Source organism: Actinophytocola sp. (assembly GCF_049647105.1).
Classification (GTDB): domain Bacteria; phylum Actinomycetota; class Actinomycetes; order Mycobacteriales; family Pseudonocardiaceae; genus Actinophytocola.
The window spans coordinates 1-14,073 of record NZ_JBARWZ010000307.1 but is presented as its reverse complement, the minus strand read 5'-3'; the positions used below and the strand labels follow the sequence as shown (position 1 = coordinate 14,073).

Annotated in this window: 17 protein-coding genes; 8 read left to right on the top strand and 9 right to left on the bottom strand. The window is 67.9% G+C overall.

Annotated features, from left to right (window positions below):
• Positions 1-210: 210 nt before the first annotated feature.
• From WBA97_RS37560 to WBA97_RS37550, 3 genes are read right to left on the bottom strand one after another with little or no spacing between them, the layout of a single operon-like run.
• Positions 211-603, bottom strand: a complete 393-nt coding sequence (locus WBA97_RS37560) for a hypothetical protein (RefSeq protein ID WP_424235793.1) — start codon at positions 601-603, stop codon at positions 211-213.
• Positions 603-794: a hypothetical protein gene (locus WBA97_RS37555; RefSeq protein WP_424235792.1), complete on the bottom strand. Its 192-nt coding sequence runs from the start codon at positions 792-794 to the stop codon at positions 603-605. Before WBA97_RS37555 ends, WBA97_RS37560 begins: the two co-directional genes overlap by 1 nt.
• A complete protein-coding gene (locus tag WBA97_RS37550) occupies positions 794-1,024 on the bottom strand; it encodes a hypothetical protein (protein ID WP_424235791.1) in 231 nt (76 codons plus the stop codon). Before WBA97_RS37550 ends, WBA97_RS37555 begins: the two co-directional genes overlap by 1 nt.
• Positions 1,025-1,153: 129 nt before the next feature.
• On the opposite strand from WBA97_RS37550, the gene WBA97_RS37545 reads away from it, so the two are divergent.
• Complete coding sequence (locus WBA97_RS37545) at positions 1,154-1,930, top strand: GntR family transcriptional regulator (protein WP_424235790.1); 777 nt, start codon at positions 1,154-1,156, stop codon at positions 1,928-1,930.
• Positions 1,931-1,933: 3 nt separating this feature from the next.
• Positions 1,934-2,479, top strand: a complete 546-nt coding sequence (locus WBA97_RS37540; RefSeq protein ID WP_424235789.1) for a GNAT family N-acetyltransferase — start codon at positions 1,934-1,936, stop codon at positions 2,477-2,479.
• A gap of 68 nt (positions 2,480-2,547) precedes the next feature.
• Here WBA97_RS37540 and WBA97_RS37535 read toward each other — a convergent pair whose 3' ends face one another.
• Positions 2,548-2,733 carry a MerR family transcriptional regulator gene (locus tag WBA97_RS37535; RefSeq protein WP_424235788.1) on the bottom strand — a complete coding sequence of 62 codons (186 nt, stop codon included), beginning with the start codon at positions 2,731-2,733 and terminating at the stop codon, positions 2,548-2,550.
• 1,264 nt (positions 2,734-3,997) lie between these two features.
• Here WBA97_RS37535 and WBA97_RS37530 point away from each other — a divergent pair.
• Both WBA97_RS37530 and WBA97_RS37525 read left to right on the top strand, forming a co-directional pair.
• Positions 3,998-4,753: an SDR family NAD(P)-dependent oxidoreductase gene (locus WBA97_RS37530; protein ID WP_424235787.1), complete on the top strand. Its 756-nt coding sequence runs from the start codon at positions 3,998-4,000 to the stop codon at positions 4,751-4,753.
• The gene (locus WBA97_RS37525; RefSeq protein WP_424235786.1) at positions 4,750-5,151 is read left to right on the top strand and encodes an acyl-CoA thioesterase; all 402 of its coding nucleotides are present in this window, start codon (positions 4,750-4,752) and stop codon (positions 5,149-5,151) included. The genes WBA97_RS37530 and WBA97_RS37525 overlap by 4 nt, the downstream gene beginning before the upstream one ends.
• On the opposite strand, the gene WBA97_RS37520 is transcribed toward WBA97_RS37525, so the two are convergent.
• Entirely contained in the window at positions 5,134-5,670 is a 537-nt protein-coding gene (locus WBA97_RS37520; RefSeq protein ID WP_424235785.1) for an N-acetyltransferase family protein, read from the bottom strand. The two genes, WBA97_RS37525 and WBA97_RS37520, sit on opposite strands and share 18 nt — an antisense overlap.
• Before the next feature lie 136 nt (positions 5,671-5,806).
• Here WBA97_RS37520 and WBA97_RS37515 point away from each other — a divergent pair, with 136 nt between their 5' ends.
• Entirely contained in the window at positions 5,807-6,622 is an 816-nt protein-coding gene (locus WBA97_RS37515; protein WP_424235784.1) for a hypothetical protein, read from the top strand.
• A 48-nt stretch (positions 6,623-6,670) separates the two neighbouring features.
• Here the strand turns inward: WBA97_RS37515 and WBA97_RS37510 are convergent, their stop codons facing one another.
• Both WBA97_RS37510 and WBA97_RS37505 read right to left on the bottom strand, forming a co-directional pair.
• The gene (locus WBA97_RS37510) at positions 6,671-7,471 is read right to left on the bottom strand and encodes an Fpg/Nei family DNA glycosylase (RefSeq protein ID WP_424235783.1); all 801 of its coding nucleotides are present in this window, start codon (positions 7,469-7,471) and stop codon (positions 6,671-6,673) included.
• Between the two features lie 3 nt (positions 7,472-7,474).
• A complete protein-coding gene (locus WBA97_RS37505; protein WP_424235782.1) occupies positions 7,475-7,945 on the bottom strand; it encodes a ribose-5-phosphate isomerase in 471 nt (156 codons plus the stop codon).
• A gap of 36 nt (positions 7,946-7,981) precedes the next feature.
• Between WBA97_RS37505 and WBA97_RS37500 the strand changes: the two genes are divergently transcribed.
• Together WBA97_RS37500 and WBA97_RS37495 are read left to right on the top strand one after the other, a co-directional pair.
• The gene (locus tag WBA97_RS37500) at positions 7,982-8,281 is read left to right on the top strand and encodes a hypothetical protein (protein ID WP_424235781.1); all 300 of its coding nucleotides are present in this window, start codon (positions 7,982-7,984) and stop codon (positions 8,279-8,281) included.
• Positions 8,278-8,973: an MBL fold metallo-hydrolase gene (locus WBA97_RS37495; RefSeq protein ID WP_424235780.1), complete on the top strand. Its 696-nt coding sequence runs from the start codon at positions 8,278-8,280 to the stop codon at positions 8,971-8,973. Before WBA97_RS37500 ends, WBA97_RS37495 begins: the two co-directional genes overlap by 4 nt.
• A 158-nt stretch (positions 8,974-9,131) precedes the next feature.
• Here the strand turns inward: WBA97_RS37495 and WBA97_RS37490 are convergent, their stop codons facing one another.
• Together WBA97_RS37490 and WBA97_RS37485 are read right to left on the bottom strand one after the other, a co-directional pair.
• A complete protein-coding gene (locus WBA97_RS37490) occupies positions 9,132-10,559 on the bottom strand; it encodes an aldehyde dehydrogenase family protein (RefSeq protein WP_424235779.1) in 1,428 nt (475 codons plus the stop codon).
• A gap of 62 nt (positions 10,560-10,621) precedes the next feature.
• The gene (locus tag WBA97_RS37485) at positions 10,622-11,236 is read right to left on the bottom strand and encodes a DsbA family protein (protein WP_424235778.1); all 615 of its coding nucleotides are present in this window, start codon (positions 11,234-11,236) and stop codon (positions 10,622-10,624) included.
• A 129-nt stretch (positions 11,237-11,365) separates the two neighbouring features.
• Between WBA97_RS37485 and pepN the strand changes: the two genes are divergently transcribed.
• A complete protein-coding gene (gene pepN, locus WBA97_RS37480) occupies positions 11,366-13,939 on the top strand; it encodes an aminopeptidase N (RefSeq protein ID WP_424235777.1) in 2,574 nt (857 codons plus the stop codon).
• The last annotated feature ends 134 nt before the right edge of the window (positions 13,940-14,073 follow it).

Below are 14,073 nucleotides of genomic sequence, written 5' to 3'. Positions count from 1 at the left end.
AGACGCGTTCGATCAGCAGCACGTGCAGGGCGCCGTGCTGGTCGTGGGCGAACAGGACCACGTCCGCCGCGAGCGTGAACGAGGGAATCGGGTTTTCCGGGGCTACCATCGTGTTCTCTCCACTCTGTTGGGTGTTGGGAGCCCCGGTCTGGTGCGCGTTCTTGGCGGAGTGAGCGCCAGACCGGGTGAACTCGGATTCCCATGCGTTGGTCACGGCCGGACCCCGTTCTCCGGACCCCACTCGCGCAGCCACGCCATCTTCTGGTCGAACGAGTCGGTCCACGACGTGTCCGGGTTCGCGTCGAACGCGCGGGCAGCCCGCACGGCGGTGGCCTGGTCGCTGAAGTGGACCGGGAACACGACGACGAGCCGACCACTGATGTAGGCCGGTGACCACCGCGACAAGTCGGCCCGTACCCCGGTCTCACCGTCCGCCGAGATGGCCGGAACCACCGCGAGGTAACCGCTGACCGGCACGAACGGCGCCGGGAACTCCACGGTGGTGCCGTTGCCGAGTTCGACCGTGACCGACGGGTTGGTGACGGACACACCCTGGCGGGAGTGCTCGGTGGTGAAGGCGTTCAGCTTCAGAAACGTGCTCATCACTTGTGGCCCTTCTTGATCAGCGCGTTCACGGTGCGCTTCTGCTCTTTGGTCAGGTTCTTGTCGATCTCGGCCTGAAGGTCGGCCTTCCCCTTCTCGTTCAGGCCGCGCCAGTTGTCCGGGTTGGCAACCGCCCGGATCGCGGCGGCGGTGTACGGCTCCAGCTCCCCGCCGAAACGGCCCTCACTCATCACGCCACCTCCCCGGCCGGGGAAGCCACCTGCGGACGCGACGGCAACACGCGAACCACCGCACCGATCTCACGGCGGGCCGTCCGGCGTACGCGCCGCTGCTCAGCGGTCCCGTCCAGGAAGGCCGACGTCGGTCGCGCCGAAACCGTCCAGTGTGCCGCTGCCTCACGCAGCAACTGGTCGATGTCCTCCGAGGTCAGCCCGTCCGGGTGAACCAGCTCTGCGTCCATCTCTCCTCCATCGTCTGCTCTGTCTGCATTGACTAGACAATGAATAGAATGCGGATTCAACCTGGATGTGTCAACCCCTTCGTATGGATTGACTAGACAATGGCCTCTGATCAGGGCAAACTTGGCCGCATGGCACCGCGCACATCCGAGTCGTCCAAGCCCGTGTACCAGCAAGTGGCGGACTGGCTCAGGCAGATGATCGACTCAGGGGAGCTGCCGCCCGGCGCCCAGCTCCCGACCGAGAAGGACCTGTCGGAGCGGTTTGGCGCGGTACGCGCCACCGTCCGGCAGGGGCTGACGGTCCTGGTGAATGAGGGGCTGGTTCGCCCGGCGCGGCCGCGTGGGTACTTCGTGCGTGAGCACGAGCTGATGTACTACCGGCCGCAGGCGGAGTGGCGGCCTCATCCCGCAAGTCCAGAGATGGACCGATGGATGGAGGAGCAAACGACCTTGGGTCGTGAGCCTTCCCAGAAGATCACCGTGGAGATCATCAAGGCTCCGCCGCGAGTGGCGACACGGCTTGAGCTTGGCGACGATGACCTAGTGGTGGCACGTCGGCGCGTGCGGTACTTGGATGGTGAGCCGTTCAACCTGAATGATTCGTTCTATCCACTCGAACTAGTCCAGGGCTCCGAGATCGTGAATCCCGCCGACGTAGCTCGTGGAACCAATCAGGCATTGGCAGACCTTGGTTACCAACAAGTGCGCGCCATCGATGAAACCGAATCCCGAATGTCGCTTCCCGACGAAGCGACTCGCTTGGAATTGCCCGTGACAGCCCCCGTTCTTGTTCATCGCGTGACCGGATTCACCGACGACGACCAGCCGGTACGACACACGATAAACGTGCTGATTGGATCAAAACACGTGATGCTCTACGAACGCCAGAAACTCATGGAAAAGTGACAGATGGCGAAACCGTACGAAATGCGCCTGGCTGAACATGGCGACCTCGACACAGTCATGGCGCTGCTTGACGCACGTATCCACTGGCTTCGAGCCAGGGGGAGTGATCAGTGGAGCACAGGACGCACGTTCAGGACCAGACTCACCAACAACATTGAGCGCGGCGAGACGTGGCTACTCGAAGAGAACGGCGAAGCCATTGCAACCATTACGCTCACGACGGAAGGCGACCCCGATTTCTGGACTCCCGACGAACTACGGGAACGTGCTGTTTACGTGAGCAAGATGGCGTCCAAAATCGAACGTCGTGGGGAGGGGCTTGGCGCACTCATGATTCGATGGACCCAGGATCGCGCCGCAAAATGCGGCCTAGACATCGTACGTTGGGACGCTTGGCGAACTAATCCACAATTGCAGGATTACTATCTGTCAATTGGCGCAAGGCACGTGCGAACGGCAGACGTGGCAGACAGATGGTCGGGCGCATTGTTTGAAGTGCCAGCAAAAGGCGAGAGCGCCTTGATTGAACAAGTGACCACGGTGACCTGAGGCGCAGCGTCCATACACCCTGGTCGGACAGGTCTCGTCGGCCGACGCGTGGCCTGCGGCTCCCTCAGCTACTCGGCCGGGGGCCGCTCGCGTAGCTGCCGCTTGAGGTCGTCGACGTCCCACCTGGCGTGTCCACCAGCCGTGATGAGCGCTGGCTTGACGAGGTCCTGAGCCCACCATCGGGCAAGCGTGGATCGGGCAACGCCGATCTCCCGCGCGGCGATGCCCGTCGCGACGAGATGAGGCGGCGGCACGTCGAGACGATTACATACTGTCGACGTCGATAGTTACTCTCTGAGACGTTCAGCACGAATCGTCCACAGTAGACGCTTACTCCGTTTGCGTCGTTCGAGACGTTTTGCCACCATCGACGGGTGACCACTCCCACGCGAGAACCCCGACCTGGGGAGAAGTGCGCGTGTGGGCAACTGGCTGTGGTCGTGTACATCAAGCAGTTGGGCGACGTGCCGTCCTGCCAGAAGTCTCAACTGGAAACCAAAGCTCCACCCAGGCACCCGCACTGACGAGGGTGCTGGCTCTCCCCCCGTCCAGATATCGGTTACATCAGTTACATGGGTGACATTGCAGGTCAGGGCGCCTGCCGACGCGTAACGGGTCCGGTTACTGCGGTTACACCCCCGTGGCCCCCTCCGGATGGCGGTTACTGCGGTTACATCGGTAACACCGCAGGTCAGAGGCGCGTGCCGGGGTTACCGTCGAAGTTACTGCGGTTACACCCCAACGCCGACCAGCAAAAGACGCTGAAACAGGGGGCCTGTTTCAGCGTCTTTGTCCTGTAACCGCTGTAACCGGACGGGTAACCACGGTGCACACACTCTGACCAGGCATGTAACCGCTGTAACCGCTGTAACCGACATCTGGAGGGGGTGAGGGGCCGACGGTACCCATGTCTCTGTGACGCATGCCACAGAATGAGAGGGCGGCGAGCGGAGCGAGCTCCGTTTGGGCGGTTGGCCTGGCATGCAGCGGCGTGCCAGATCCGTGCCAGACGGGAGGGGATTCCGGGGGGAATCACGGGGACTCGCGGACACACCGACCTGACCGTGCTGGTAGAGGCTCTGCCTGGTCAACCGGCATGCATGTCTCTCAACTTCCAAGCTGGTCATGCGGGTTCGATTCCCGTCACCCGCTCGTTCGTGGGCTCCCGTGTTCGCGGAGAGCGCTCACCTTGCTCACTCGCATTTCTTGTGGGGGTGCAACCCCCACACCCCGCCCGGCGGGCTTCGCCCCCGGACCCCCTCCGTGGTTGATCTGGTGACGATTCTCGCCTTGGCGACGTCGTGCTTGGCGACTCGCGGTGCTTGGCGACTCGTGGTTGGCGACTTCTCGCTTCGTTGACTGCTCGTCTTGGTGACTTCTCGCTTCCGGCGTTTGGTGGGGTCTTGCGTTGGTTGGTTCTTGTCTTGGTGATTTGTGCTTGGCTGGTGGTGGTGTCCTAGTGCTTGTTGTGGGCGGTTGGACACGGGGGGTGTCGGTGGGGGTGATTACCATCCCGCCATGGAGATTCGTGGGGCCGCTCTCGTTACCGGGGCCACTGGGGGGCTGGGGCGGGCCGTTGCGCGGCGGTTGCGGGGCGAAGGGTGTTCGCTCACGGTTAGCGGGCGGCGTGGCGACGTGGTCGAGTCGCTTGCCATGGAGGTTGAGGGGCGGGGGGTTGTCGCCGACCTTGCTTCCCGCGGGGATCTGCTGCGGTTGGCCGACGTCGCCGGGGACGTGGACGTGCTCGTGCTCGGGGCCTGCGCTGGCGGGGACGGGGACCTGACCGGGCACAGTCTCGACGAGGTCGACCGGGTGCTCGACGTCAATCTGCGTGCGCCGGTCGCGCTCGCGCGGTTGGTTGGGGAGCGCATGGTCGCCAAGGGGGGCGGGCACATCGTCTTTCTCTCCTCGTTGGGCGGGAAGACCGCTGGGCCCGGGTCGGCGCTCGACAGTGCCACGCGGTTCGGGGTTCGGGGGTTCGCGCTCGCGCTCCGGCAGGACTGGAGGCCGCTCGGGGTCGGGGTGTCCTGTGTGAACGTCGGGGACATCGGGACGTGCGAGACCCAGAACGGGGTCGCGCTGCCCGCTGGGTTCCGGCCCAAGTCGGCCGAGGACGTCGCCGCTGCCGTCGTGCGGGCGATCCGGCACGACCGGGCCGAAGTGGACGTCGCCGACCCGGTCAAGCGGGCGGGGATCGTGTTCGGACGGCTGGCGCCTCAGGCCGCCGCCCGGCTCCACCGGTTCGCCGCGACCGACAGGGCGGGTGAGCGGTGACGGCCTTCGTGCACCGGCTGCGGGTGCGCTACAGCGAGTGCGACCAACAGGGCGTCGTCTTCAACGGGCACTACCTCTTCTACTACGACAACGCGATCACCGAGCTGTGGCGCGACCGGATCGGGCCCTACCAGGAAATGGTCACCCGTGGGTTCGACATCGTGGTGGCCGAGGCGACGCTCCGGTACCGCAGCGCGGCGCGGTTCGAGGAACTGCTGGACATCGCGATGCCCGTCGTGCACCTCGGGAACACCAGCATGATCATCCGGCCGGAGTTCCGGGTCGGGGACCGGCTTGTCGCCGACGGCGAGATGCGGCACGTGTTCGTCGATCCGTCCACTTTGGGCAAGAAGCCCATGCCGGACGACATCCGCGCCGCGTTATCCGGTGCTGCGTAAGTACTCCACCTCGAGCACGGGCCTGCCGTCACCGAAGTCACGCTCGCGTGTCCTGCCGGTCTGAGCGAAGCCGAACGACTCGTAGAAATGCCTGGCGCGGTTCGCTCCGGTGATCGTCCACAGGCGAATCCTGCGGTACCGCACCTCCACCAGCAGCTCCCACGCGTTGTCCATCAACGTCCGCGCGACACCGCTGCCCCACGCCGACGGGTGGGCGTACAGGTCGAAGATCTCGCCCTCCCGCACGCCGTAGTCGAGCGGGCCGAGGTAGACGAACGCCACGATGCGATCGCCGCGTTCCGCCACCAGCAGTGTGTTCCGCACGAACTCGCGCGACGCCATCACGGACTTCCAGCGCTCGCGCCGCTCGTCGACGAACCTGCTCAGCCATCGGGTCTCGAAGAGGTCCCGGTGCGCCACCCGCCATGCCTCGGCGTGCACCTCGCTGATGGCCTCCGCGTCGTTCTGTGTGGCCTCACGCACCAGCACCGGCTCGTCCGGACCCCGACGGAAGACCACCCGCCCACGATAGGTCAGACCGGCGCCGGGTCGCATCCTTACCGAAGTATTAATCGCCCCGCGTGGCCGGAACTCCGGGCGTAGCGTCCCCGTTGTCCGTTCATCAAGGCTTCGCAGCGGTCGGAAGGTGTACGCGATGGGGACGATCATCGTCGTGGTGCTGGTGCTCGTCGTGGTGGCACTGGCGGCGAGCTACATGAAGAACCAGGCCAACGTCAAACAGCAGCGCCTCGAGGACTCGAAGGCTGATGCCCGGCGCTGGGTCGAGCGGCTCGGCGGGCAGGTGGTGAACCTGGTCGGCACGAACGAGCCCGCCAAGCAGGCGCTCGCGGACGCGTCGGAGCGGTACACGGCCGCGGGCTCGCAGATGGAACAGGCCACCACGGCCGAGCAGGCCCGGCTCGTCACCAAGACGGCCCTGGAAGGCCTGTACTACGTGCGTGCCGCGCGGCTGGCCATGGACCTGGACCCTGGCCCGGACCTGCCGGTGGACCCGGAGCGGGAGCGTGCGGGCGCGGTCACCGAGGACCGCAGGGTGAACGTGGAAGGCCGCGACTTCGAAGCCTCCCCGCAGCCGGGCGACGCGACGCCGCACTACTACCCGGGTGGGCGCGTGGCCGGGCGGCCGGTGCCGCAGGGCTGGTACAGCGAGCCGTGGTGGAAGCCCGCGCTCGTGGCGGGTGCCTGGGGTGTCGGGTCGATGCTGCTGTTCAGCGCGATGTTCTCCGGCATGTACGGCATCCCGGACGCGCAGGCCTGGGAGCAGGGCTACGGCGAGGGCCAGGCCGACGCCGCGGAGGGCGGCGACGGCGGTGGTGACGGCGGCGACGGGGGTGGCGACGCCGGTGGTGACGGCGGCGGTGGTGACTACGGCGGGGACTACAGCGGGGGCGACTACGGCGGTGGGGGCTTCGACGGCGGAGACTTCGGCGGCGATTTCGGCGGGTTCTGAGTCGGCACCCTGAACGGCACCTTCGTCTCGAAGGTGCCGTTCAGGTACTCAGGCCTGGCAGGTGGGGCACCAGTAGAGGTTGCGTGCCGCCAGCTCCGCCTTGCGGACCGGCGTGCCGCACACGAGGCACGGCATGTCCGTGCGCCGGTACACGTACACCTCGCCGCCGTGCCGGTCCACCCTCGGCGCGCGGCCGGTCACGTGCGGCAGGTGCTCGTCGCGGACCGTGTCGATGCGGCCCTTGCGGACCCCGTCCCGCATCAGGTCCACCAGATCCGCCCACATCGCCTTCCACAGCACGTCGTCGAGGGCACGGCCCGGCGTCATCGGGTGCACGCCGTGGCGGAACAACAGCTCGGCGCGGTACACGTTGCCGACACCCGCGAGGATCTTCTGCTCCATCAGCAGCGCCGCGACCGGCTGCTTCGACCGGATGATCCGCGCGTACGCGACGGACGGATCGGCGTTGCGGCGCAGCGGGTCCGGTCCCAGCTTCGCCAGCTGCTCCCGCTGTTCGGCGACGTTCAGCACCTCGCACCGGGTCGGGCCACGCAGATCCGTCCAGTGCGTCTCACCCACCATGCGCATCCGCACCTGGCCGACCGGCAGCGTCGTGGGCAGCGGCTGCTCGGTGAACGTGCCGTACAGGCCGAGGTGGACGTGCACGATCGCGTCCGGGCCGTACACGTGGAACAGGTGCTTGCCGTACGCCTCGGCTCGCTGCAGCACCCTGCCGTCGACCACGGGCGCGGAGAACCGGCCCTGTGGGCTCGACACAGAGACCGGGCGTTTCCCGTACCGCTTCGTGTGCAGGCGGGCGAGCCGGTGGAGTGTGTGTCCCTCTGGCACGGCTCAGGCGGGCAGCGGCGGCGGGGTGCCGGTGCGCTCGTAGTCGGTCAGCATGGCGATGCGCCGTGCGTGGCGTTCGTCGCCGGAGAACGGCGTGGCGAGGAACGCCTCGACGATGGCCGTGGCGTCCTCCTCGGTGTGCATCCGCCCGCCGACGGCGACGACCTGCGCGTCGTTGTGCGCACGGCCGAGTTTGGCGGTCTCGATGGTGTAGGCCAGCACGGCTCGGCAGCCGGGCACCTTGTTGGCCGCGATCTGTTCGCCGTTGCCGGAGCCGCCGATCACCACGCCGAGACTGCCCGCGTCGGCGACGGTGCGGCGCGCGGCCTCGACGCAGAACGGCGGGTAGTCGTCCGCCGCGTCGTACTCGGCCGGGCCGATGTCGGTGACCTCGTGACCGGCTTCTGAGAGGTACTTGACGAGATGCGCCTTCAGCTCGAAGCCGGCGTGGTCGGAACCCAGGTAGACACGCACGCCCGGCATTCTGCCAGTTCTGGAAGCATGTGCCTGGTGACGGTCTTCGAACAGGACGGCTACGACCTTCGTGTCGAGTGGGGCCTGGACGGTGTTCGCGCTCTCGGTCCCCACTGCGCGGTGCTGGTGTTCACGACCACGGTCGATGCGGCACCGGGTCGAGGCGGGCGGGTCCTCCCGTTGACGTGGCGCGACGAGCGCGCGGCCGAGGCGGCGGAAGCGGCGCTGACGCCGCCCGGCCTGGACGAGTCGATCGGACACGCCGGGTGGTCGCTGCGGCCGTCCATCGCCGGCAGGGTCGTGCCGGTGCTCACCGATGGCGTGTATGCCGCATGAGCGGCCGATGGGTTGAAGTCGCGAACGGGGTCTACGCGCGCCGCTACGTCGAGCTGGACCAGACGCTCGGGCTGGTCGTGGGTGACACGCACTGCCTGGTGATCGACACCGGCACCGACGAGGTGCACGGCGCGTCGATGGCGGCCGCTGTGCGGTTCGTGACGCCGCTGCCGTGGACCGTGGTGATCACGCACGCGCACTTCGACCACTTCTTCGGCACGGCCGCGTTCCTGCCCGCCTCGGTGATCTCACACGAGCGGTGCCGGTCGCTGATCCTCGCGGAGGGCGAGCGGCAGCGGCGGGTGTGGTCGGCGAAGTACCGCTCCGACGGCAAGGCCGAGCAGGCGGAACGCCTCGCGACGGCGAAGTTGGTCGCGCCGACCGAGGTGATCACGTCGTCGGTGCTGCTGGACCTCGGCGGGCGCACGGTGACGCTCGTCCACGCCGGCCCGGCGCACACCGACCACGACGTGTTCGTGCACGTGCCCGACGTCGACGTGGTGTTCGCGGGCGACCTGGTCGAGCAGGGCGCGCCGCCGTCCGTCGGGCCGGACTCGCACGTGTCCGACTGGCCTGCCGCGCTCGACCGGATCCTCGATCTGAGGCCGACGGTTGTCGTGCCCGGTCACGGGGACCCGGTCGACGCGGAGTTCGTGCGCCGCCAGCGCAACGACCTGGCCAGGAGGCGCTAACCGGCTCGTTCGGCCAATCGCCGCTCACGGGTCGGCACTGCCTCGCGACCAAACGGGACCTCAGGGGAACGTGACGGCAGCCGGCCACCAACCACCAGAGATCCGCATCGTTCGCTGGGACGCAGCCAACACTTTCGAATCGCGGGGAGGCGGACTGGCTAGGACTGGATGGACTTCAGCTCGGTGAACTCCTCCAAGCCGTAGCGGCCGAACTCGCGGCCGTTGCCGGACTGCTTGAAGCCGCCGAACGGGGCCTTCGTGTTGAACGCGGCGCCGTTGATGTCCACCTGTCCGGCCCGCAGCCTGCCCGCCACCGCACGCGCACGGTCGGCGTCGGCGCCGAACACGCCCGCGGCCAGGCCGTACTGGGTGCCGTTCGCGATGCGCACCGCGTCGTCATCGTCGGTGTAGGGCAGGACCGACAGGACCGGGCCGAAGATCTCCTCCTGCGCGATCGTCATGTCCGGCTTGACGTTGCCGAAGACCGTCGGGCGCACGTAGTAGCCGCGCTCCTGACCCTCAACGGGGTCCGGCCCGCCCGCCGCGAGGGTCGCGCCCTCCTCGATGCCCTTGCGGATGTAGCCGACCACGCGGTCACGCTGCGCGGCCGTCACCGACGGGCCGATGCGGGTCGACTCCAGCGTGGGGTCGCCGGGCACGTACTTCGCCGCCGCGGCGGCGGCCACCTCGACCGCCTCGTCGTGCCGGTCCCCGGGCACCAGCAGGCGGGTGAACGAGCTGCACGCCTGGCCGTTGTTCATGTAGCTGTTCGCGACGGTGATCTTGACCGCGCGCACCAGGTCGGCGTCGTCGAGCACCACGGACGCGGACTTGCCGCCCAGCTCGAGCGCGATCTTCTTGATCGTCTCGGCGCCGACGGCGGCCACCCGGCGGCCTGCCCTGGTGGAGCCGGTGAACGACACCATGTCCACGAGCGGGTGGGCGGCCAGCGCCTCCCCCACGACCGGGCCCGTGCCGTGGACCATGTTGAACACGCCGGCGGGCAGCCCGGCCTCCTCGATGATCGCGGCCAGGAGACCCGCGGTCAGCGGCGCGACCTCACTGGGCTTGAGGACCACCGTGTTGCCCGCGACCAGGGCGGGCGTGACCTTGGCGACCATCTGCTGGAGCGGGAAGTTCCACGGGGTGATCGCGGCGACGACACCGATCGGGTCACGCACGACCGTCGAGTTGCCGAACGTCACCGGGTCGAGCGCACCGCTCTCGACCACCTCCAGCACGCCGGCCGTGATGCCGACCGGGTTGGTGACCTGCACCTTCGACGAGAACATGATCGGCGTGCCGACCTCGGCGGTGATCGTCGCGGCCAGCTCGGCCGCGCGGGCACGCAGGCCGTCGTTGATGCGGCCCACCGCGGCGACACGCTCGGACAGCGGCGTCGACGCCCATGCTTCGAACGCCGACGCGGCAGCCTGTACCGCCGCGTCGGCGTCGCGCTGAGTACCCGCGGGCACTGATGCGATGACCTCTTCCGTCGCCGGATTGATGACGTCGATCCGCTCGCCATCGCTATCGGTGAACGATCCGTTGACGAAGTGAGCGGTGCTGACGGTGGGGGCGGCCATCGATCCTCCGTGATGTGACGCGTGCGCCGGGACTACGTCCCAGCCTGTCACATCAACACGGGTCAGTCGAAGGACAGATCGCCAGTCCTGGTGCGCTTGAGCTCGAAGAAGTTGGGGAAACTCGCCAGTGCGACTGTGCCGTCGAACACCTTGAGCGCGTCCTCGCCACGTGGGATGGAGTTCAGCACCGGGCCGAAGAACGCGACGCCGTCCACGTGGATGGTCGGGGTGCCGACGTCCATGCCGACCGGGTCCATGCCCTCGTGGTGGCTCTTGCGGAGCGCCTCGTCGTAGTCGGTGCTGTGCGCGGCGTCGGCGAGCGAAGCGGGCAGGCCGGCCTCGGCGAGCGCCTCCTTGATGACCACGTCCAGGTCCTTGTTGCCCTGGTTGTGGATCCGGGTGCCCATCGCGGTGTACAGGTCGCGGAGGACCTCCTCACCGTGGTGCTGCGCGGCGGCGATCGCCACGCGCACGGGGCCCCAACCGTTGTCCAGCATCTTTCGGTAGTCCTCTGGGAGATCGCGGCCCTCGTTGAGCACGGACAGGCTCATCACGCGGAACCGGAGGTCCACGTCGCGCTGCTGCTCGACTTCGAGAATCCACCTGGAGGTGATCCAGGCAAACGGGCACAACGGGTCGAAGTAGAAGTCGACCTTCGTATCGTTTGATGCGGTCATAACCGGGTCAACCGAGAGAACCGAGGAGTTCTTCCCGTTCTTCACGCCTGGCGGGCCAAACCATACCGCCGGGTGATTGGATGCCGATGAACAGGATTGTCAGTACCGGACTACGACCTGAGGTGACCAGTGGCCCCGCCCAACCTGACCCGTGACGAAGCGAAACAGCGCGCCGCGCTGCTCGACGTGCGGTCCTACGACGTCGAGCTGGACCTCACGGACGGCGGCGGCAAGCCGGGCGACGCCACCTTCCGGTCCACGACGACCGTGCGCTTCGCGAGCAGGGACGCAGGCGCGGACACGTGGATCGACCTGGTCGCCGCGTCCGTCGAGAACGCCACGCTGAACGGCACGGCCGTCGACGTCTCGGACTACCGCGAGGACAAGGGCATCGCGCTGGGGAACGTCCTCGATGAGAACGAGCTGACCGTCGAGGCGACCTGCCGGTACATGAACACCGGCGAGGGCCTGCACCGGTTCACCGACCCGGTCGACGGCGGCGTGTATCTGTACACGCAGTTCGAGACGGCCGACGCGAAGCGCATGTTCACCTGCTTCGACCAGCCCGACCTGAAGGCGACCTTCCGCTTCACGGTCATCGCGCCGGAGGACTGGAAGGTCATCTCCAACGCGGCCGCCGAGTCCAGCGAGGCGACGCCGGAGGGCGCGGTCCGGCACGTGTTCGAGACCACCAAGCCGATGTCGACGTACGTGACCGCGCTGGTGGCCGGCCCGTACGCGGAATGGCGCGACGAGTACAGCGACGAGCACACCACCATCCCGCTCGGCATCTACTGCCGCTCGTCGCTCGCCGAGCACATGGACGCCGAGCGGCTGTTCACCGAGACCAAGCAGGGCTTCGACTTCTACCACCGCAACTTCGGCGTGCCCTACCCGTTCGGCAAGTACGACCAGTGCTTCGTGCCGGAGTTCAACGCGGGCGCCATGGAGAACGCGGGCTGCGTGACCTTCCTCGAGGACTACGTGTTCCGGAGCAGGGTCACCCGGTACGCCTACGAGCGGCGCTGCGAGACCGTGCTGCACGAGATGGCGCACATGTGGTTCGGCGACCTCGTCACCATGCGGTGGTGGAACGACCTGTGGCTGAACGAGTCGTTCGCGACGTTCGCGTCGGTGCTCGCGCAGGCGGGCGCGACCGAGTACGAGCACGCGTGGACCAGCTTCGCGAACATCGAGAAGTCGTGGGCCTACCGGCAGGACCAGCTGCCCTCGACGCACCCGGTCGCGGCGGACATCCCCGACCTGCAGGCGGTCGAGGTCAACTTCGACGGCATCACCTACGCCAAGGGCGCTTCCGTGCTGAAGCAGCTCGTCGCGTACGTCGGGCAGGAGCACTTCCTGTCCGGGCTGCGGGTGTACTTCGCGAAGCACGCATGGGGCAACGCGACCCTGGCCGACCTGCTCGCGGCGCTGGAGGAGGCGTCAGGGCGCGACCTGTCGTGGTGGAGCGCGCAGTGGCTGGAGACGACCGGCCTGAACCCGCTTCGGCCGTCGTTCGAGGTCGACGCGGACGGCAAGTTCACGTCGTTCGCGATCACGCAGGGCGGGGCGAAGCCGGGTGCCGGTGAGCTGCGCACGCACCGGGTGGCCGTCGGCGTGTACGACGACTCCGTCGACGGCGCTGACGGCAAGCTGGTGCGCACCCACCGCGTCGAGCTGGACGTGACCGGTGAGCACACCGACGTGCCGGAGCTGGTGGGTGTCGCGCGCGGCAAGCTCGTGCTGGTCAACGACGACGACCTGAGCTACTGCACGATGCGGCTCGACCCGGACTCGCTCGCGACGCTCGTGGACCGGATCGGTGACATCGCCGAGCCGCTGCCGCGCACGCTGTGCTGGTCGGCGGCGTGGGAGATGACCCGCGAGGCCGAGCTGAAGGCGCGTGACTTCGTGACGCTCGTCGCGCAGGGGCTGCCCGCCGAGACCGAGGTCGGCGTCGTGCAGCGGCTGCTGATGCAGGCGCAGACGGCGATCAACTCCTACGCCGACCCGGCGTGGGCGCCGGAGGGCTGGCGGCTGTTCACCGACCGGCTGTTCGCCCTGGCCTCGGATCCGGCGACCGAGTCGGACCAGCAGCTGGCGTTGGTGAACGCGCTGAGCGGGTCGGTCCTGGAGGCCGACCAGCTGGCCGTGCTGCGCGGGTGGCTGGACGGGTCGGCGCCGCTGGCGGGGCTCGTGGTGGACACGGACCTGCGGTGGCGACTGCTGCAGGCGCTGGTGGCGCACGACGCGGCGACCGGCGACGAGGTGTCGGAGACGCTGGCGGCGGACCCGACGGCGACCGGGCAGCGGCAGGCGGAGCGGACCCGTGCGCTGCAGCCGTCCGCCGAGGTGAAGGCCGAGGCGTGGCGGCGGGCCGTGCACGACGACGAGTTGCCGAACGCCGTCAACGAGGCGATCATCGCGGGCTTCTCGCACCCCACGCAGAAGGAGCTGCTCGCACCGTACGTGTCGCGGTACTTCGCGGACGTGGCGGACGTGTGGGCGCGGCGGTCGAGTGAGCGTGCGCAGCCGGTGGCGATGGGCCTGTTCCCGTCGTGGGCGGTCTCGGACGACACGATCACGGCATCCGACGAGTGGCTGGCCGACGAGTCCCACCCACCCGCCCTACGCCGCCTGGTCACAGAAGGCCGAGCAGGCGTAATCCGAGCCCTAGCCGCCCGCAACTTCGACCGCCCCTAACCCCAACCCCGCGAGTCCACCGTTCAGAACCCGCGAGTCCACCGTTCAGAACCCGCGAGTCCACCGTTCAGAACCCGCGAGTCCACGGTTCAGGACCGGCGAGTTGGTGATTCAGTGCAACCGGCGGTCAGCGA